The organism is Coprococcus sp. AF19-8AC (genome assembly GCF_003603115.1).
Lineage (GTDB): Bacteria > Bacillota > Clostridia > Lachnospirales > Lachnospiraceae > Coprococcus > Coprococcus aceti.
In genome coordinates, this window is sequence record NZ_QTMI01000001.1 from 497,117 (window position 1) to 517,666 (window position 20,550).

Sequence of the window (20,550 nt, forward strand, 5' to 3'; positions counted from 1 at the left end):
TACGGATATTATTCCTCGTCATCTGAATTGAATTCCAGATCGTCCAGGATCTCGTCGAGGGCGTCAGCGACATCGTTGAACTCAGCCTCGTCGGTGATCTCGTCGAGGGTGACATCGTCTCCTTGCTCGCTGTATCTGTACACGATGATATCGGCATCCTCGTCATCTGCAGGAAGCAGAGCGGCATAAGAGATGTCATTTACCTCGAATTTGGCAATGATCTCACATGTGCAGGATGTTCCATCCTCGTATGTTATATCGATCATCTCGATATCCATTTCGTCGGTTTCGTTATTGTTTATATCTGACATATAGGTATCCTCCTGATTGTTTTATTCAGTTTATTCTAGTAAATAATTGGTGCTATGTCCAGTACAATTATAAAATGAAATTATTGACAAAGCCTGCACCCGCACATATACTAGACACAAAAGGCGAAGAACAGGAATTGTAGTATTTAATACAATCAGAGTGGAACCGCGGAGATAATACTTCGTCTCTATATGCATATCATATGTATATTGGGACGAAGTTTTTTGTTTGCTTACAGATATATTATCGACCAATATAGAAAGGACATTATATTTATGAAGATTTTAAACACGCTCACAAGAAGAAAAGAAGAGTTTGTGCCTATCAACGAGGGTAAGGTGGGAATATATGTATGTGGTCCTACTGTATATGATTATATCCATATAGGAAATGCCAGACCAATGATAGTATTTGATACGCTCAGAAGATATCTGGAGTACAAGGGCTATGATGTCAATTATGTATCGAATTTTACTGATGTCGATGACAAGATCATAAAGCGTGCAAATGAGGAGGGGGTGGATGCCAGCGTTATATCAGAGAGATATATCGCAGAGGTCAAGAAGGATATGGCGGCTCTCAATGTGCGTGAGGCGACAACACATCCAAAGGCAACAGAAGAGATACCGGATATGATTGAGATGGTAAAGACTCTTATAGAGAAGGGATACGCTTACGAGGTGAATGGAACCGTATACTTCAGAACCAGAAAGTTCAAGGACTACGGCAAGCTGTCCAAGAAAAATATCGATGACCTCCGTTCAGGTAACAGAGACCTTCTTGTATCAGGTGTTGATGAGAAAGAGGATCCGCTTGATTTCGTTCTCTGGAAGCCAAAGAAGGAGGGTGAGCCATCATGGCCATCACCATGGGGCGATGGAAGACCAGGCTGGCATCTTGAGTGCTCGGTTATGTCCAAGAAATATATCGGAGATGTAATAGATATACATGCGGGTGGAGAGGATCTTATATTCCCACACCATGAGAACGAGATAGCACAGAGTGAGGCTGCAAATGGCACAGAGTTCGCAAGATACTGGATGCACAACGGCTTCCTCAAGATCAACAATGAGAAGATGTCCAAGTCACTTGGCAACTTCTTCACAGTCAGAGAGATAGCAGAGAAGTACCCTCTTCAGGTCATCAGATTCTTCATGCTGTCAGCCCATTATAGAAGTCCGCTCAACTTCTCAGCAGACCTTGTTGAGGCTTCAAAGAACGGCCTTGAGAGAATCCTTACAGCAGTTGACAGACTGAAGTCTATAAGCGGAACAGAAGGAGAAGTAGATAAGGCAGTTGCAGACGAGATGGATGCATTTGTGAAGAAATACGAGGCAGCCATGGATGACGACCTCAACACTGCAGATGCGATCTCAGTTATATTTGAGCTCGTAAAATATGCAAATGTAAATGTGACAGAGGATTCAACAAAGTCTACTGTGGAGCTTGTGCTCAATACAGTGACAAAGCTCTGCGACATACTTGGAATCATCACAGAGAAGAAGGAAGAGATACTTGATTCAGATATAGAGGCTCTTATTGAGGAGAGACAGGCTGCAAGAAGGGCAAAGAACTTTGCTAGGGCAGATGAGATCCGTGACCAGCTCAGTGATATGGGAATTATCCTTGAGGATACCAGAGAGGGCGTAAAATGGAAAAGAGCATAGACAGTTACTTTACTGAGATACTCGGGGTGACATACACTAATCCAAGGGAGTATTCACCGCTTTCACTTGCATATATAGGTGACAGCGTGTTTGATCTTCTCATAAAGACCCTTGCTGTCACAAAGGATAACAAGCAGGCATACAAATACCACAAAGAGGTGAGCCAGCTTGTGAAGGCGGAGGCTCAGGCGGGATATATAATGTATCTTCTGGACAACGGACTGCTCACCGAGGAGGAAGAATGGATATACAAGAGAGGCAGGAACACCAAGACTCATTCAACAGCCAAGAATGCGACTGTGGGACAGTACCGAATGGCAACGGGCTTTGAGTGCCTTATAGGCTTTCTGTATCTTGATAAGCAGTATGACAGGATGTTTGAGATCACGAGGATCATACTGAACCATGATCCAGTTGAAACGGACAGGGCAGAACAGCAGCACAAGGATCCGGGCAAAGCAGCACAGGAAGATACAATAGAGGATACCTCAACACTTGAAAAGAGTACAGAGAGTACAGATGGAGAAAAAGATGCAGAATAGAGAATTTGAGAATAACATTAAGACAGAGAGCGATGAGGAAGCATTTGTCATAGAGGGAAGAAATGCAGTCCTCGAGGCTTTCAGATCAGGCAAGACCATAGATAAGCTGTATGTCCTTGACGGATGCAGGGATGGAATCGTGAACAGCATAGTCAGGGAGGCGAAGAAGCAGGATACAGTGATAAACTACCTCTCAAAGGAAAAGTTAAACCAGATGTCACAGGCTGGCAAGCATCAGGGAGTGATTGCACATGCAGCGGCATATAAGTACGCAGAGATAGAGGATATGTTTGCACTGGCTGAGAGCAGAGGAGAGGATCCATTTTTCTTCATACTTGATGAGATAGAGGATCCACACAATCTTGGTGCGATCATCAGAACAGCGAATCTCTGTGGTGCCCACGGTGTGATCATACCTAAGAGGCGTGCAGTCGGAATCACAGCTACAGTTGTAAAGGCATCAGCGGGAGCTATCAATTATACACCTGTTGCAAAGGTGACAAATATCAGCAAGACCATAGAGGAGCTGAAAGATAGAGGCATGTGGTTCGCCTGTGCGGATATGGACGGAGAACTCATGTACAAGTGTAACCTCACAGGTTCCCTTGGACTTGTCATAGGTAATGAGGGAAGCGGCGTCAGCAGACTGGTCAAGGAGAAGTGTGATTATGTCGTATCTGTTCCTATGAAGGGAGACATAGACTCACTCAACGCGTCAGTTGCTGCCGGAGTTCTGGCTTATGAGGTCGTAAGACAGAGGATGAACAAGTAAAGGTAGAGTATATGTATTCGGAATTATCAGATAATGAACTGCTGGAGCTTATAAATGAACAAAAGGATAACGATGCTATGGAGACACTTATCAAGCGCTATGGCCCAATGATAACGGGACAGAGCAGAAGCCTTTATATCATAGGTGCTGATGAGGAGGATCTTATACAGGAGGGCATGATCGGACTGGTCAAGGCTGTGAATAATTACAGACCTGACAAGGGCGCGACATTCAAGACCTTTGCGTTCATGTGCGTGAGAAGGCAGCTCATTACCGCGGTGAACAATTCAAACAACAAGAAAAACGGACCGTTGAACTACTATATATCGATCTATGGCGATGGCGGGGGAGATTACTCCAGCCCGCTTGATGAGATAGATTCGGGTGTCATAACTAATCCTGAGGATATCATGATGGCGAAGCTGCGTGAGTCAGATCTTATAAAGCTCATCGACAGTAAGCTTTCTAAGTTTGAGAAGCATGTTCTTGACGAATATCTAACAGGCGCTTCTTATGAAGTGATAGGGGAGAGACTCTGCAAACCGGCAAAATCCATAGACAATGCGGTTCAGAGGATCAGAGCTAAGCTCAGGGATGTGTAATTAGAATAATAAAATTTTAAGTTGTTTAATCAAAGACAGGAAGCGGCATAGTGCCGCTTCCTTTTTTGCAAAAAATTAGCTAATCATCAGATTAAGGAGTGGTGACATGAGAGCGGAGAGCAAAGCTAAAAAAGGTAACGATGTCATGAGTGAGTGGAATAAGAAGTGGGCTGATGGAATATATGAAGCTGAGACTGCGGGCGGAAAGTAAGTGATCCGGTCTGCGGTGGATAAAAATAAAGCCGCTCAGGGCGGCGTAAATACGGACAAAAAAATAAAAGCTACTAACGGGAGTCGGACCCGTGACCTCAACATTACCAATGTTGCGCTCTACCACCTGAGCTATAGTAGCTTGCTTTTCAAAAGCAATAATAACTATAACAAAATGGACATCAAAAATCAAGTAAAATATTTACATTTGTGCGAAAAATAATGACAAATCAAAAGATAATTGTGGTACAAGCAGTAAAAGTATGGTAAACTAACTGTAATCGTGTGCAAATTCGGTTGCAGACATTTAGAATTATCAAAAAAAGCGGGAGGCAGTTTGGAAATGGCTGAAGAGATGACAGGTAAGAATTTCATTGAACAGATAATTGAGAAAGATATCGCAGAGGGTAAGGTGCCGAAGATCGTTACCAGATTCCCACCAGAGCCAAATGGATATTTACATATAGGACATGCCAAGTCAATACTTTTGAATTACGGACTGGCACAGCAGTATGGCGGACAGTTTAATCTCAGATTTGACGATACCAACCCTACAAAGGAGAAGACAGAGTTCGTAGAGTCAATACTTGCAGATGTCAAGTGGCTGGGAGCAGACTTTGGAGACAGAGTGTTCTTTGCATCAAATTACTTTGACCAGATGTACGAGGCTGCCATAAAGCTCATCAAGAAGGGCAAGGCATATGTGTGTGACCTCACAGCAGATGAAATCAGAGAGTACAGAGGAACTCTCACTGAGCCGGGCAAGAACAGCCCATACAGAGACAGAAGCATAGAGGAGAATCTTGATCTGTTCGAGAGAATGAAGAACGGTGAGTTCCCTGACGGAAGTAAGGTACTCCGTGCAAAGATAGATATGGCAAGCCCTAACATCAACATGAGAGATCCTATTATCTACAGAATAGCGAGAATGAACCACCACAACACAGGTGACAAGTGGTGCATTTACCCTATGTATGACTTTGCACATCCTATCGAGGATGCCATCGAGGGTGTTACACATTCTATATGTACACTTGAGTTTGAGGATCACAGACCTCTGTATGACTGGGTGGTTATGGAGCTCGGTTACAAGGATTCACCTGAGGGCACACCAAAGCAGATAGAGTTCGCAAAGCTTTACCTGACAAATGTCATAACAGGTAAGAGATACATCAAGAAGCTTGTCGAGGACGGAATAGTAGACGGATGGGATGACCCACGTCTTGTAAGTATTGCAGCCCTCAGAAGAAGAGGCTTCACACCATCAGCTATTAAGAAGTTCATGGAGCTGGTTGGAATATCCAAGAGCCAGTCGTCTGTTGATTACGCTATGCTTGAGTATTGCGTGAGAGACGACCTGAAGCTCACAGCCAAGAGATACATGGCAGTTGTTGATCCTGTAAAGCTTGTCATCGACAACTATCCTGAGGATCAGGTTGAGTACCTCGATGTCGAGAACAATCAGGAGAACGAGGAGCTCGGAAGCAGAAAGGTAGCATTCAGCAAGTATCTGTATATAGAGAGAGAGGACTTCATGGAGGAGCCTCCTAAGAAGTATTTCAGACTGTTCCCTGGCAACGAGGTTCGTCTTAAGAATGCATATTTCGTAAAGTGCGTGGGATTTGAGAAGGACGAGGACGGCAATGTCACAACAGTACATTGTACATATGACCCAGAGACAAGAAGCGGTTCAGGCTTTGAGGGACGCAAGGTCAAGGGAACCATTCACTGGGTATCGGCAGAGAGCGCAATAGATGCAGAGGTTCGTCTGTATGAGAATATCATCGATGAGGAGAAGGGGAAGCTCAACGACGATGGTACATTGAATCTCAATCCAAACTCACTTGTTATCAAACAGGGATGTAAGCTTGAGAAGGCATTTGAGGAGGCTCAGCCGGGAGAGGCATTCCAGTTCCTGAGAAATGGTTTCTTCTGTGTTGACTCAAAGGATTCTACAGCGGAGCATCCTGTATACAACAGGATCGTGTCACTCAAGAGTTCTTACAAGCCGGGCAAGTAATTACCGGGGATGCGTTTATAATTTATGATGTAGGGATTGGCGCTTATCCTGTGGGGGGATATGCGTACATCAAAATAGGTGATTGGAAACAAAAATATGAAAGATGAGAGTAAGAAGGTATACATACTTTTGTCAAAGACAAAAACAGTTCCTTCAAATCTCATAAAGCTTATGACCAGAGAGCCGTATTGTCACACATCTCTGGCACTGGACATAAGTCTTGATGAGATGTACAGTTTTGCAAGGAAAGGTGTATACAATCCATTTAACAGTGGATTTATCAGTGAGAACATAGAAAAGGGAATATTTGGAAAGCACAAGGGAACCAGATGCGCTGTGTATGAGCTGAAGGTCACGAGTAAGCAGTATGACAGGATACAGCAGGAGCTCGCCAGATTCAAGAAGCATCCGGACAGATACGGATATAACTTCATGGGTGTATTCAGCGTATTTTTCCATCTTGCGTATGAGAGGGAATACAATTTCTTCTGTTCACAGTTCGTGGCATCGGTGTTGAAAAATGCCGGTGTGGATATATTCCACAAGAAACCGGGACTTGTCAAGCCGGGGGATTTCAGAAGGTGCCCTGAGCTCAGACCGATATTTACCGGGCTTCTCACAGAATACAGAGCATATCTCCATGAGAGAATGAGACAGGCTCATGGCATAGAGAACACAGGCAGCAGGCCTGGCATGATAAAGCCGGCGCTTCCGGATGGTCTCATTGCATGGAGAGTCAGTTAAAATAAGCCGCTTTACAGATATGTAAGGCGGCTTTTATTTATTGTCATGTGTTTATTATTCTACAAATGTGTGGCCAATCTTGATGATCCCTCTCGGGAGGGCGTCCTTGGAATTCTTCCATGGCTCGTTCTTGTATCTGTAGTCAAACTTGTCTATGAACCAGCTCAGGTCACCATTGACACGTTCCATATTGTCAAAGTATACCTTGTTGAGGATTTCGATGAACTGCGCATACTGTTCCTTGCTCAGTTTGTTCTGGCCTGTCTTGTACAGTATTCCGTAGTGGTATGTACAGAAGCCTTTGCTCGTAGCAAATTTGTCCCTGAACTTGGAATCTCTTTTCCACATATGGAAGATAGTGTCTACATAACGTACGAACATGTCATCCATACGTCCACAAATGAAGCAGCTTTTCTCCATATTCTCTATATAATCGACAACAGGTGCATTTGGCGTGTTCTTGCCGAACAGACCGGCTTTGGCGGCGGGACCTTTGGCAGCCAGCGCCCTCATATCTTGTATAGTCTTATTCATATGGGTGTTCATCATGAGTGCCAGACCCAGACGATTCTTTTCCTGATAGAGCATTCTCAGATGATGACTGCAAAAACCAAGCTTGTCAGTCATGGCACGGTTGTCGTCCTCCATGTAGCTTGGCCCCATCGTATATTCAATTGCATTTCGTTCAAGATCCTTCTGCATCTGGCACATAGGGCATTCGCAGCCGCTGTCAAATGCATCGTTTACTGGTATAGTGTATATCTGTTCAGCCATAGATCCTCCTGTTTGTGATAGTGTCAGTTTTTGCCACACTGCTTATGTGACATTGAAAATAATATACAGGTATTATACAATAGCCTGGAGAAATTTATAAGACAAAAAGCACAATTATACAAATATGAAATGGCAGGTGTACGGAAGATGAATGTAAGTTGTGATGGCAATATAGTTACGGTAGACGGAGTGAAGGATTTCAGACTTTCTCAGATACTTGAGTGTGGTCAGTGCTTTCATTTTGACAAGCTTGATGATGAAGTGTATGAGGTCATAGCATTTGGCAGGGCTGTGAAGATGGAACAGTCAGGCGGCGTGCTCAGGATATATGGTTCATCCATGGAAGATTATGAAGGAATATGGCGTCCTTATCTGGATATGGACAACGATTACGGGCTCATCAAGGAGAGTGTCATAAAGGCGGACAGCGCACTTCAGACGGCTGTGAATGAGAAGGATGGAATACGTATACTCAATCAGGACTTCTTTGAGACGCTTATATCATTTATCATATCCCAGAACAAGAATATCCCTCAGATAAAACAGTGTGTGAAAAATATATCGCATAGATTTGGTGATGAGGTCATAGGATATAATGGCGAGGCATTTTATGTGTTTCCTGATGTAGACAGACTTCATGAGGTCACAGAGGATGAGCTCAGGGAGTGCAAGGTCGGATTCCGTGCTCCATACATAATGAATGCGACGGAGGCGGTGTACTCGGGAAATGTCACAAAGGAGAAGCTTGATGCACTTGACATAGAACATGCAAGGGAACTTCTCATGACGATCAAGGGAGTAGGGGAGAAGGTTGCAAACTGTGTCCTGCTCTTTGGACTTGGAAGACGTGAGGCTTTCCCTGTGGATGTGTGGATGAAGAGGATCATGGAGAGCATGTACTTTGATGGCAAGGACACAAAAAAGCCGGAGATAGAGGCATTTGCCGTGAAAAAGTTCGGAAATCTCGGGGGATATGCGCAGCAGTATCTGTTTGACTATGCAAGAACGAATCTTTTTAAGTGATATGTATTACGGTAGATGACAGACATATTTTTATATATTTTTTAGAAAATAAGGGTTGATTTTTTTATAGAAATGGATAGAATATAAAACAGTGTTAGCACTCACATAAATTGAGTGCTAAAAACAAGAATCAGAAATATAATAAAAATAAATCAGGAGGTATATATCATGAAGTTAAGACCACTTGGAGACAGAGTAGTATTAAAGCAGTCAGTAGCAGAGGAGACAACAAAGTCAGGAATCGTTTTACCAGGCCAGGCAAAGGAGAAGCCACAGTATGCAGAGGTTATAGAGGTTGGCCCTGGAGCAGTTGTTGATGGCAAGCTGGTTCCTATGGACGTTAAGGTTGGAGATACAGTTATATATCAGAAGTTCGCTGGTTCAGAGGTTAAGCTTGACGACGAAGAGTACATAGTTATCAAGCAGGACAGCATCCTTGCAATTGTTGAGAAGTAAAAGCATATATCCAGACAGCGTGAGCTGCGTGAGACATATGCGGATGATATATGGATAATATATGTAATATAACATGGAGGTAGATAGAAATGGCAAAGGAAATTAAGTACGGTGCTGAGGCTAGAAAGGCACTTGAGGCAGGAGTTAATCAGTTAGCAGATACAGTAAGAGTTACACTTGGACCTAAAGGAAGAAACGTTGTACTTGCAAAGTCATACGGTTCACCACTCATCACAAATGATGGTGTTACAATAGCAAAGGACATAGAGCTTGAGGATGCATTTGAGAACATGGGTGCTCAGATCGTCAAGGAAGTTGCAACAAAGACAAACGATGTTGCAGGTGATGGTACTACAACAGCTACAGTTCTTGCACAGGCTATGATCAATGAAGGAATGAAGAATCTGGCAGCAGGTGCTAATCCTATCGTTCTCAGAAAGGGAATGAAGAAGGCTTGCGACAAGGCAGTTGAGGCTATTCTTGATATGAGTGAGACTATCAGTGGAAAGGATCAGATCGCAAGAGTTGCATCTATCTCAGCTGGTGACGATGAGGTTGGACAGATGGTTGCCGACGCTATGGAGAAAGTGTCAAAGGATGGAGTCATCACAATCGAAGAGTCAAAGTCAATGAAGACAGAGCTTGACCTTGTAGAAGGTATGCAGTTCGACAGAGGTTATATTTCAGCTTACATGGCAACAGATATGGAGAAGATGGTTGCAGAGCTTGATAACCCATATATACTTATTACAGATAAGAAGATCTCAAATATTCAGGAGATCCTTCCACTTCTTGAGCAGATCGTTCAGAGCGGTTCAAAGCTACTGATCATCGCTGAGGATATCGAGGGCGAGGCTCTCACAACACTTATCGTCAACAAGCTGCGTGGTACATTCCAGGTAGTAGCTGTAAAGGCTCCTGGTTATGGCGACAGAAGAAAAGAGATGCTTCAGGATATCGCTATTCTTACAGGCGGTAAGGTTATATCTGAGGAGCTTGGATACGAGCTCAAGGATGCTACTCTTGATGACCTTGGCCGTGCAAAGAGCGCTAAGATCACAAAGGAGAACACAGTTATCGTTGACGGCATGGGCGCTAAGGAAGATATCGCAGGCCGTGTAAATGTCATCAAGGCTCAGCTTGAGGAGACAACATCAGAGTTCGACAAGGAGAAGCTTCAGGAGAGACTTGCAAAGCTTGCCGGTGGTGTTGCAGTTATCAGAGTTGGTGCAGCTACAGAGACAGAGATGAAGGAAGCTAAGCTCCGTATGGAGGATGCCCTCAATGCCACAAGAGCAGCAGTTGAAGAGGGAATCATCTCAGGTGGTGGTTCAGCATACATCCACGCTGCAAAGAAGGTTGCAGAGCTTGTAAAGAATCTTGAGGGTGACGAGAAGACAGGTGCTAAGGTGGTTCTCAAGGCTATGGAGGCTCCACTGTTCCACATCGCAGCAAATGCAGGACTTGAGGGATCAGTCATCATCAACAAGATCAAAGAGTCTGAGGTTGGTGTCGGATTTGATGCGTACAATGAGACATATGTCAACATGATCGAGGCAGGAATCATCGATCCTGTTAAGGTTACAAGAAGTGCACTTCAGAATGCTACATCAGTTGCTTCAACAATGCTTACAACAGAGTCAGTTGTAGCTGATATCAAGGAAGATACTCCAGCAATGCCGGCAGGCGGAGCAGGAATGGGCGGCGGAATGGGCTTCTAAGGAATAGAGTCTGACACGATTTCGCAGTAAAATGCAATGACTAAAATAAAAAAAGATCACATCATCCGTAACCGGGTGGTGTGTTTCTTTTTTATACAGGTTAATTGACACTAATCGGCATGTGTGAGATAATCAAAACAGATATTTTTCGACTAAGGGAAAGTATGGGTTATAAAAAAGTTATAAAAGAAAGGCAGGAAGAGATGGGAGAAGATAACAACAGCTTTGGTGGCTATCAGCCAACAGAAGACAACGGACAGGTGGGACAGCAGAATCCATATGAAGGTGCGCCTCAGTATGGACAGAACGATCAGAACTATGGTCAGCCAGGTGGCCAGTATGGACAGAATTATGGTCAGCCGGGTGGACAGTATGATCAGAATTATGGACAGCCGAATGGACAGTACGATCAGAACTATGGGCAGTACGGCCAGCCAAATGGACAGTATGGACAGGGCTATGGACAGCCGGGAGATCCATACGGACAGAATTATGCGAATCAGAATCTGAACATGGGTGGGGGCCCTGCATATCCACAGAACAACATGCCACAGGAGAGCAAGGGTGTATCCATAGCATCTATGGTGCTTGGTATTTTCTCACTTACATTTGGATGTTGTATCACATATGTGGGAATTGCCACAGCCATTGCGGGACTGATAACAGGTATCATAAGTCTTAAGGATAAGAAGCCTGGCAAGGGAATGGCTATCGCAGGAATTATAATGAGCGCAATAGCACTTGTGTTCCTGGTGTTCTGTATTATCCTGGTTCTTACATCGGACACATATCAGGATATGGTGGATGAAATACTCAGACAGATACAGTCAGGAAGCTATTAAGAAAAGTCGTACATCTGAATACAGATAAGGACTGGAGAGGTCGCCGGATTTCAGGCGGCCTCTTGTCATGTGTGTCAAGCTGATAATATTTGAACGTTTAATACTGTGTGGGTGATTGAATCTAAAGGCCTGTTAGTGTTATTATTATGAGAGTGCGAAGATATCAGTATGGAGGATATGTAATTATGGAGAATGATTATATTATTGGAGATACAGACATCAAGCGTCTTATCGTGAAGGCGTTGGAGGCAAGAGAGAGGGCATATGCCAGGTATTCACAGTTTAAGGTCGGAGCAGCACTCCTGGCAGGTCGTGAGAATTATTCGGATGAAGCGGAATGTGTTGGCGGAGAATCGGACAACAACGATAAAAACGCGAACGGATACAGGGTATTTACAGGCTGTAATATAGAGAACTCCTCATACGGTGCAACCATATGCGCAGAGCGCGCGGCGGTGTGCAATGCAGTGAGCAGTGGCTATAAAGATTTCAAAGCGATTGCTATTGTCGGTGGCCTGAATAGTACAGGGATAAACGGAATAACATATCCATGTGGGATATGCAGACAGGTGCTCTCAGAATTTTCTGCGGATATGTATGTTATCGCAGCACGATCAGAGGATGATTACGACATGAGAAGATTGTCAGAGTTTCTACCAGCTTCATTTGGTGCCGGACAGATGGAATAATGAAGTACGCTGATGTGTGCATGTCATCACGCAAATTCATGGCGATATAAAAGCGTATATCGAAAAAATATATAATGATATAAAAAAGATATAGAAGGAGAATATGAATTGGGAAATATCAAGGATGTAAAGGCTTACAGAATAGTTGAGGAGAAGGATCTCCCGGAGGTACATGGCAAGGGCTATGTGCTGGAGCATATAAAGACAAAGGCAAGGGTTCTCATCATTGAGAATGACGATGTGAACAAGGTGTTCAATATAGGCTTTAGAACACCTCCATATGACGATTCAGGAATACCTCACATAATCGAGCATTCAGTGCTCTGTGGTTCAAAGAAGTATCCGGTCAAGGATCCATTTGTCGAGCTGGCAAAGGGCTCACTGAATACCTTCCTGAATGCCATGACATATTCGGACAAGACGGTATACCCTATAGCGAGCTTCAATCAGAAGGATTTCGAGAATATCATGAGTGTGTATCTGGATGCTGTGTTCTATCCGGATATTTATATACATGATGAGATCATGAAGCAGGAGGGCTGGCATTATGAGCTTGACTCTGTGGATGGAGATCTGAAGTATAACGGAGTTGTGTACAATGAGATGAAGGGCGTGTATTCAAGTCCTGAGTCTATTATGTACAGGGGTATAGAGTCATCGCTCATGCCGGACACTCCATACGGCAATGATTCAGGCGGTAATCCAGAGTTTATACCTACACTTACCCTTGAGAGATTCAGGGACTTCCACAGGACGTATTATCATCCATCGAACAGTTATATCTATCTGTACGGCGACTGTGATATGGCAAAGGAGCTGGAGTTTATAGATGAGGAGTATCTGTCACATTACGATTACAAGGAGATTGATTCAGCGATACCTCTTCAGAAGCCATTTGATGAGATGAAGGACATCACCATGGATTACTCCATAGCTGACACTGATCCTGAGGAGAACAATTCCATACTCACATACAGCAAGATAACAGGACTCAGCACCGAGAAGAAGAAGGTTACAGCCCTTGAAATACTTGAGTACGTACTCATGGATGCGCCGGGTGCGGTTTTGAAGAAAGCACTGACTGATGCGGGAATAGGTGAGGAGGTCTACAGCTCATTTGACAATGGCTGTCAGCAGACCACATTCTCCATCATAGCAAGAGGCGCTGATAAGAATGACAAGGACAGATTTATAAAGGTTATAGATGACACATTTGAAGAGCTCAGCCATGGTGTAGATAAAGCAGCTATTGAGGCAGCAATCAACAAGTTTGAGTTCAAGCACAAGGAGGCCAACTTTGGAAGGTTTCCTAAGGGACTCATGTACGGACTGGATGCGTTCAACAGTTGGCTGTATGACGACACCAAAGCACTCATGTTCTTCGAGATGAATGATGTGTACAAGGAGCTGAGAGAGGATCTTCAGAACGGATACTTTGAGCAGCTTATAAAGGAATGTTTTATAGATAATACATTTGGTCTGTATCTCACTATGAATCCAAAGAAAGGCCTTGATCAGGAGAATGAGAAGAAGATCGCTGATGAGCTTGCTGCATACAAGGCTACGCTCAGCCGTGAGGAGCTTGAGAAGATCGTGGAGGATACAAAGGCGCTCAAGGAGTATCAGGCGACTCCTTCATCCGCAGAGGATCTTGCCAAGGTTCCGCTTCTGGCGATAGATGACATTGACAAAGAGGCTGAGAAGCTCAAGAATGTTGAGTCTGAGATCGGCGGACTTCCGGTTGTAAGCCACGATATATTTACAAATGGTATAGGATATCTGAGATTCTATTTCAACATCAACGATATAGATAATGACCTTGTGCCATACCTTGCTACACTGACATGTTTGTTCAAATATATTGATACAGAGAAGCACACCTATGGACAGCTCTCAAATGAGATAGACAGCAATATCGGCGGAATAGAGTTTGACATGGTTGGATATGCCAGCGACACTGATATCAAGAAGTTTTTCTATGTATCAATGAAGGCGCTCTATGAGAAGCTTCCGTATGCTGTAGAGCTCATGAAGGAGATACTGTTCTCGTCTAAGATTGATGACAGGAAGAGACTGAAGGAGCTCCTGACGGAGGAGAAGTCGAGCATGAAGAATGGCATGGCTGCTTCCGGCCATGTGACCGCATACACAAGAGCCATGTCATATATAGATGAGGGGGCAAGATTCACGGATGAGACATGTGGAATTGCTTATTATGAATTCCTGTGCGACATAGTGGATCACTTCGACGAGAAGTATGACGACTTCATTGAGAAGCTTCAGTATGCTCTTGCAGAGGTCCTCAGAAAGGGTGCGCTTACGGTTTCATATACAGGAGATGAGGATGTGACAGATCTGCTTGAGGAATCATTTGCCGACTTTGGCATGGCACTCTCCACAAGACCTGCACATAAGGATGTGAAAGTATTTGAGAAGGAGCTTAAGAATGAGGGCTTCAAGACTGCAAGCCAGGTTCAGTATGTTGCTATAGCGGGTAATTTTGAGGATGCCGGTTACAAGTACGACAGCTCACTGAGCGTTCTCAAGATCATATTCTCATATGGTTATCTGTGGGAGAATGTCCGTGTGAAGGGCGGCGCATATGGTGCCATGTGCTCATTCCTAAGGAATGGAACATGTTATATGAGTTCATACAGGGATCCAAACCTCATGGAGACATATGACATATTCAAGAATGCGTATAAGTTCGTGGAGAACTTTGAGTGCTCAGACAGGGATATGACAAAGTATATCATTGGAACCATGGCTCAGATAGATGCACCTACAACACCTGTAGCAGAGGGCATAAGCCACATGGCGAGATACTTTATGGGTGTTACAGATGAGCAGATTCAGAGCGAGCGAGACAAGATCCTCTCCACAGACAGAGATGCCATCAGAGCTCTTGCTCCACTCGTAAAGGCTGTTACAGATTCAGGAATCATCTGTGCCATCGGCGGTGAGAGCAGGATAGAGGAGAATAAGGACAACTTCAAGGATGTACTTGCAATTTTCTAGGTATAGCCGACAGTCGATATAATGAGCGCAAGTGAGTGGGCGTGCTTGCATGACTTGCGAGCGGCGAATTAGGGTCATGACATAGTAAAGCTAGATGCGTATGCGTAGGTTAGCTTTCGCATGCAGGATGAAGGAGATATATGAATAAAGAATACAAATCAGGCTTCGTGTCCATCATAGGCAGACCAAACGTTGGAAAGTCGACACTTATGAACAGACTGATAGGACAGAAGATAGCGATAACAAGCAACAAGGCACAGACAACAAGAAACAGGATACAGACTGTGTACACAAGTGATAAGGGACAGATCATTTTCCTGGATACACCGGGAATCAACAGGGCGAAGAACAAGCTTGGAGAGTACATGCTCAAGGTTGCCGAGAGTACACTGGATGAGGTCGATGTGGTTCTCTGGATAGTTGAGGCCACAACATTTATCGGTGCGGGAGAGCGTTACATTATAGAGCAGCTCCAGCATGTGAAGACTCCGATCATTGTGGTTGTGAACAAGATAGATAATGTGGAGGAGAGCAAGGTATTTGAGGCGATAAATACCTACAAGGATGCCTGTGATTTTGCGGAGATAGTTCCTGTGTCAGCCCTCAAGGGCAAGAATACGGATGAGCTTATAGATACCATCATGAAGTATCTTCCGTACGGACCGCAGTATTACGATGAGGATACGATCACTGACCAGCCGGAGAGACAGATCGTTGCCGAACTTATCAGAGAGCAGGCACTTCGTCAGCTTGACAAGGAGGTTCCTCACGGAATTGCGGTGGTCATTGACTCCATGAAGGAGAGACCAGATGGCGGACTGATCGATATTGATGCCACTATCATATGTGAGAGGGATTCTCACAAGGGAATCATCATAGGAAAGCAGGGCGTCATGCTGAAGAAGATCGGTACTCATGCGAGATATGGAATAGAGAGACTTCTCGACACCAAGGTCAATCTGAAGCTTTGGGTAAAGGTCAAGAAGGACTGGAGAGATACAGATACATTGCTAAGGAACTTTGGGTTTAGAGACGAGTAGTGTGTGCAAACAGGATCGGTGAATGTGCAGTCGCTGCGGGCAGTGCACAGTTTGCCGATCTTGTCATGTTAAATTTGTTATGGAGGTGGATATACAATTGAGAGAAGAAGTAACATTGCATGGAATTGTACTGTCCAGCAGCCTCCAGAGCGAATATGACAGGAGAATGGTGGTCCTCACCAAAGAACGGGGCAGGATCACAGTATTTGCAACAGGTGTGAGGAGAGGAACGAATCCGCTCCAGTCCAAGACACAGATGTTTGTCATGGGAAGTTTTACATTGATCCCGGGGCGGGATTCATACAGGCTTGTGAATATAGATGTTGACGAATATTTTCACAAGCTCACCATGGACATAGACGCGTATTGCTATGCATCGTACTTCTGTGAGGTCATGGGATTCATGACCCATGAGGGTGACAGGGCAGCAGATTATCTCAATCTGTTATACGTTAGCTTGAAAGCTCTTGAGAAAGGGCAGATGCCGGCAAAGCTCATCAGGTGCGTGTACGAGATAAAGCTTATGGATGTGTTCGGACAGGGGATACAGAGCTTCCACTGTCCGGTATGTGGCAAGGCTGAGGTGTCAAATGTATTCGATGCAGCATCGGGTGGACTTCTCTGCGATGGATGCAGAGGCAGGGCAAAGCATCCACTTCATCTGTCAGACGATGCAGTATACACGATACAGTACATAAATGGTGCGCCACTTGGCAAGATGTACAACTTCAATGTGTCTGATCCTGTACTGGCGGAGATACAGCTTGTGTCAAAGCAGTTTATGGATATGTATGTGGACAGAAAGTTCAAGTCGGTGGAGATCATAGACTCATTGCCGTGACATAATGTAATTATAGGAAAAGAAGAGAATCACATCACAATAAGTAAGATTCTCTTCTTTTTGTTAATAGCCGGCCTGAAGATGTCAATATTAAAGAGTGTGTATTATTTTGGAAAATGTATCCATAGCACCGGGAAGCTTTTCGTACGGTATAGCACTGAAACCAAACAGGAGCTGGTTCTCCGGACAGAGATTTTTCCTTATCCAGAATGGTTCGGTGGAGAAGATTCGTATGCCTTTCTGCTCAAAAGTTGATATGAGCTCTGTCTGTGTAAGCTTTGAGTTCTTAACCTCTGCCACAAAGTGGAGACCGGCTCCGGCACCATACATGATCACATCATCTTCAAGATTCTGTTTCACATAATTCAATATATAATCATGCTTCTTTTTATAGTGATTCTTCATGGCGCCTATGTGGCGTTGATAATTACCACTCTGTATAAATTCAATAAGTGCAAGCTGCAGAACCGTTGGAACTGTGCAGTTGGTGTGTGAATATCTGGATTCATATGCCTTCATCAGATCTGCAGGAAGCACCATATATGATATTCGAAGATCCGGTGACATGGATTTGGAAAATGTACCGAGATATATAGTGTGATCACTGTTATCGATGGACTGCAGGGATGGGATCGGTCTGCTCTGGTATCTGAGTTCGCTGTCGTAATCATCCTCGATGATATAACTTCCAGATTGAGCCGCCCACTCTATGAGCTCCAGTCTCTTACTTATCGGTAGTATGCTTCCCATCGGAAACTGGTGGGATGGCGTTACATACAGCAGAGTGTCCCTGAGACGCTGGATGTGTTCTATGGACACACCGTCGTCCTCAAGCGGTATTGGAATGATCCTGAAAGGACTCTGGCTGACGATCTCCCATGTTCCGTTGTAGCCAGGGTCCTCTATGGCAAATGAATAGTCTGACGGACTGAATATATGGGTGATTATGTCTATGGATCTCTGGTGTCCGCTTGTGAGGATGATCTGCTCAGGAGTGCAGTTGACACCCCTGGACATGTACAGATATTCGGTGATAAGACTGCGGAGGGTGTAGCTTCCTTGCGACATCTGGTAGGAGGCGGTATCGGCCATGGATATCATGTCCCAGGCGTTCATAAGGCATTTGCGCCAGGCCCTGGAGTGATAGCAGTTATAGTCCAGATTGCCGTAGCTTAATGTGTAGTCAAATGTCTTTCCAGCCTGCCTGCAAGAATGTTGTATATTGTGGCTTTGTCTTGTTTTTCTGTCCGGGGTAAATGCAGTGATGTTCTCAACGTAGTAGCCGGAGCCTGTCACGGAGCGTATATATCCTTCAAGTTCAAGCTGGTTGTAAGCAGATACTACTGTGTTGCGGCTCAGCTTATGTTCGGCGGCGAGCTGCCTTGTTGCAGGGAGCTTTTCACCTGCAGCATAGTGCTCATTAAGTATCTCGGATTTCATTTGTTCATATAATTGTTCATATAGAGACTTACTGGAGGCCTTATTTATTGATATCATTTTGTCTTCCTTTCCCGCCTATTATCAGTGCTAAAAAATGCATCGTATCATTGGATATCTGCTTATGACTTGATTTGTTCGTTTATTGTGAATTGGTACTATAAAAATACTTAAAATTGGAACTTTTGAAAGAGCCAATCTGATGCTATTATACAAGAGTCATAACGAGTAAGCAATAAGAAGAAGTCATCAGGGGATGTCTGGCGGCACAAATTATAGTAGCTTTCTATAAATAATATTACAAAATATGCCGTGAACCTTGCAAAAATATTTGAATGAGTATAAAATAAGGCGGATAGAGCGAAAAAAATGCAAATTCGAATATGATTTGGAGGATTACGATGGAAAAGACATTAGACAAGATCGTTGCATTGGCAAAGAGCAGAGGATTTGTTTATCCAGGTTCAGAGATTTACGGTGGTCTCGCAAATACATGGGACTATGGTAATCTCGGAGTTGAACTCAAGAACAACGTAAAGAAAGCATGGTGGAAGAAATTCATCCAGGAGAACCCTTACAATGTAGGAGTTGACTGTGCTATCCTTATGAACCCACAGACATGGGTTGCTTCAGGCCACCTTGGAGGATTTGCTGATCCTCTTATGGATTGCAAAGAGTGTCATGAGAGATTCCGTGCAGATAAACTTATAGAGGACTTTATGGCTGAAAACGGAGTTGTTCCAGAGGGCGCGGTAGACGGATGGAGCAACGAGCAGATGGAAGAGTACGTTGAGAAGAACAATATCTGCTGTCCAACATGTGGTAAGCATAACTTCACAGGCATCAGACAGTTCAACCTTATGTTCAAGACATTCCAGGGTGTAACTGAGGATGCCAAGAACACTGTATACCTGAGACCGGAGACTGCACAGGGTATATTTGTCAACTTCAAGAATGTACAGAGAACTTCAAGAAAGAAGGTTCCATTTGGAATTGGCCAGATAGGAAAGTCATTTAGAAATGAGATAACACCTGGTAACTTCACATTCAGAACAAGAGAGTTCGAGCAGATGGAGCTTGAGTTCTTCTGTAAGCCGGGTACAGATATGGAGTGGTTTGAGTACTGGAGAAGCTTTTGTATCAACTGGCTCAAGGATCTCGGAATCAAGGATGATGAGATGAGAGCCCGTGACCATTCACCTGAGGAGCTGTGTTTCTACTCCAAGGGAACAACAGATATCGAGTATTTATTCCCATTTGGATGGGGTGAGCTCTGGGGAATCGCTGACAGAACAGATTACGATCTGACACAGCACCAGAATACATCAGGAGAGTCCATGGAGTACTTCGATGACGAGACAAAGGAGAAGTACATTCCATATGTAATCGAGCCATCACTTGGTGCTGACCGTGTTACACTGGCATTCCTGTGTGCTGCATATGACGAGGAGAACATCGGAACAGAGGAGAAGCCAGACATCCGTACAGTCCTTCATTTCCACCCACAGCTTGCACCGGTTAAGATCGGTGTGCTTCCACTTTCCAAGAAGCTCAACGAGGGTGCAGAGAAGATTTATGCAGAGCTTTCAAAGTACTATAACTGTGAGTTCGATGACAGAGGCAACATAGGTAAGAGATATAGAAGACAGGATGAGATAGGAACACCGTTCTGTGTAACATATGATTTCGATTCTGTTGAGGATGGAGCAGTCACAGTTCGTGACAGAGATACCATGGAGCAGGAGAGAGTCAAGATTGAAGATCTGAAGGCTTACTTTGAGAAGAAATTTGAATATTAATTGATGGTGTGACCGGAGATAATACGGGACACTGAATTACA

18 protein-coding genes and 1 tRNA gene are annotated in these 20,550 nt (G+C 44.2%); 15 read left to right on the plus strand and 4 right to left on the minus strand.

Annotation, left to right across the window (positions count from 1 at the left end; all coding sequences use genetic code 11):
* Positions 1 to 8 precede the first annotated feature (8 nt).
* A complete protein-coding gene (locus tag DWX57_RS02265; protein WP_015534151.1) occupies positions 9 to 311 on the minus strand; it encodes a DUF1292 domain-containing protein in 303 nt (100 codons plus the stop codon).
* 276 nt (positions 312 to 587) lie between these two features.
* Between DWX57_RS02265 and cysS the strand changes: the two genes are divergently transcribed.
* From cysS to DWX57_RS02285, 4 genes are read left to right on the plus strand one after another with little or no spacing between them, the layout of a single operon-like run.
* Positions 588 to 1,979, plus strand: coding sequence for a cysteine--tRNA ligase (gene cysS / locus DWX57_RS02270; RefSeq protein WP_120122959.1), 1,392 nt, complete (start codon positions 588 to 590; stop codon positions 1,977 to 1,979).
* On the plus strand, positions 1,964 to 2,521 hold the full coding sequence (locus DWX57_RS02275; RefSeq protein WP_015534149.1) for a Mini-ribonuclease 3: 558 nt from the start codon (positions 1,964 to 1,966) through the stop codon (positions 2,519 to 2,521). The genes cysS and DWX57_RS02275 overlap by 16 nt, the downstream gene beginning before the upstream one ends.
* A complete protein-coding gene (rlmB, locus tag DWX57_RS02280) occupies positions 2,511 to 3,293 on the plus strand; it encodes a 23S rRNA (guanosine(2251)-2'-O)-methyltransferase RlmB (protein ID WP_015534148.1) in 783 nt (260 codons plus the stop codon). Before DWX57_RS02275 ends, rlmB begins: the two co-directional genes overlap by 11 nt.
* Before the next feature lie 11 nt (positions 3,294 to 3,304).
* Positions 3,305 to 3,895, plus strand: coding sequence for a sigma-70 family RNA polymerase sigma factor (locus DWX57_RS02285; RefSeq protein ID WP_117548824.1), 591 nt, complete (start codon positions 3,305 to 3,307; stop codon positions 3,893 to 3,895).
* A 279-nt stretch (positions 3,896 to 4,174) separates the two neighbouring features.
* Here the strand turns inward: DWX57_RS02285 and DWX57_RS02290 are convergent.
* Positions 4,175 to 4,247: transfer RNA gene (locus DWX57_RS02290), tRNA-Thr, on the minus strand.
* A 201-nt stretch (positions 4,248 to 4,448) separates the two neighbouring features.
* On the opposite strand from DWX57_RS02290, the gene DWX57_RS02295 reads away from it, so the two are divergent.
* Both DWX57_RS02295 and DWX57_RS02300 read left to right on the plus strand, forming a co-directional pair.
* Positions 4,449 to 6,125, plus strand: coding sequence for a glutamine--tRNA ligase/YqeY domain fusion protein (locus DWX57_RS02295; RefSeq protein ID WP_055144198.1), 1,677 nt, complete (start codon positions 4,449 to 4,451; stop codon positions 6,123 to 6,125).
* Positions 6,126 to 6,221: 96 nt separating this feature from the next.
* On the plus strand, positions 6,222 to 6,869 hold the full coding sequence (locus tag DWX57_RS02300) for a hypothetical protein (RefSeq protein ID WP_120122960.1): 648 nt from the start codon (positions 6,222 to 6,224) through the stop codon (positions 6,867 to 6,869).
* 54 nt (positions 6,870 to 6,923) lie between these two features.
* On the opposite strand, the gene DWX57_RS02305 is transcribed toward DWX57_RS02300, so the two are convergent.
* Entirely contained in the window at positions 6,924 to 7,643 is a 720-nt protein-coding gene (locus DWX57_RS02305) for a DUF6062 family protein (protein ID WP_117548826.1), read from the minus strand.
* A 147-nt stretch (positions 7,644 to 7,790) separates the two neighbouring features.
* Here DWX57_RS02305 and DWX57_RS02310 point away from each other — a divergent pair, with 147 nt between their 5' ends.
* The 8 genes from DWX57_RS02310 (at position 7,791) to recO (ending at position 17,273) form a co-directional block, all read left to right on the plus strand.
* Complete coding sequence (locus DWX57_RS02310; RefSeq protein ID WP_118016620.1) at positions 7,791 to 8,666, plus strand: DNA-3-methyladenine glycosylase family protein; 876 nt, start codon at positions 7,791 to 7,793, stop codon at positions 8,664 to 8,666.
* Positions 8,667 to 8,834: 168 nt separating this feature from the next.
* Positions 8,835 to 9,122, plus strand: a complete 288-nt coding sequence (locus DWX57_RS02315; RefSeq protein ID WP_015534141.1) for a co-chaperone GroES — start codon at positions 8,835 to 8,837, stop codon at positions 9,120 to 9,122.
* An 89-nt stretch (positions 9,123 to 9,211) separates the two neighbouring features.
* Positions 9,212 to 10,843: a chaperonin GroEL gene (groL, locus tag DWX57_RS02320; RefSeq protein WP_117548828.1), complete on the plus strand. Its 1,632-nt coding sequence runs from the start codon at positions 9,212 to 9,214 to the stop codon at positions 10,841 to 10,843.
* A gap of 164 nt (positions 10,844 to 11,007) precedes the next feature.
* Complete coding sequence (locus DWX57_RS14510) at positions 11,008 to 11,685, plus strand: DUF4190 domain-containing protein (protein ID WP_270227137.1); 678 nt, start codon at positions 11,008 to 11,010, stop codon at positions 11,683 to 11,685.
* 185 nt (positions 11,686 to 11,870) lie between these two features.
* On the plus strand, positions 11,871 to 12,374 hold the full coding sequence (locus DWX57_RS02330; RefSeq protein WP_118016618.1) for a cytidine deaminase: 504 nt from the start codon (positions 11,871 to 11,873) through the stop codon (positions 12,372 to 12,374).
* A gap of 108 nt (positions 12,375 to 12,482) precedes the next feature.
* Positions 12,483 to 15,392, plus strand: a complete 2,910-nt coding sequence (locus tag DWX57_RS02335; protein ID WP_120122961.1) for an insulinase family protein — start codon at positions 12,483 to 12,485, stop codon at positions 15,390 to 15,392.
* 140 nt (positions 15,393 to 15,532) lie between these two features.
* Positions 15,533 to 16,432 carry a GTPase Era gene (gene era / locus DWX57_RS02340; RefSeq protein ID WP_015534137.1) on the plus strand — a complete coding sequence of 300 codons (900 nt, stop codon included), beginning with the start codon at positions 15,533 to 15,535 and terminating at the stop codon, positions 16,430 to 16,432.
* Between the two features lie 97 nt (positions 16,433 to 16,529).
* Positions 16,530 to 17,273 carry a DNA repair protein RecO gene (gene recO, locus DWX57_RS02345; RefSeq protein ID WP_117548832.1) on the plus strand — a complete coding sequence of 248 codons (744 nt, stop codon included), beginning with the start codon at positions 16,530 to 16,532 and terminating at the stop codon, positions 17,271 to 17,273.
* A 90-nt stretch (positions 17,274 to 17,363) separates the two neighbouring features.
* Here recO and pdxR read toward each other — a convergent pair whose 3' ends face one another.
* The gene (pdxR, locus tag DWX57_RS02350) at positions 17,364 to 18,770 is read right to left on the minus strand and encodes a MocR-like pyridoxine biosynthesis transcription factor PdxR (RefSeq protein WP_120122962.1); all 1,407 of its coding nucleotides are present in this window, start codon (positions 18,768 to 18,770) and stop codon (positions 17,364 to 17,366) included.
* A 341-nt stretch (positions 18,771 to 19,111) separates the two neighbouring features.
* Here pdxR and DWX57_RS02355 point away from each other — a divergent pair, with 341 nt between their 5' ends.
* Complete coding sequence (locus tag DWX57_RS02355) at positions 19,112 to 20,509, plus strand: glycine--tRNA ligase (RefSeq protein ID WP_118016614.1); 1,398 nt, start codon at positions 19,112 to 19,114, stop codon at positions 20,507 to 20,509.
* Positions 20,510 to 20,550 lie beyond the last annotated feature (41 nt).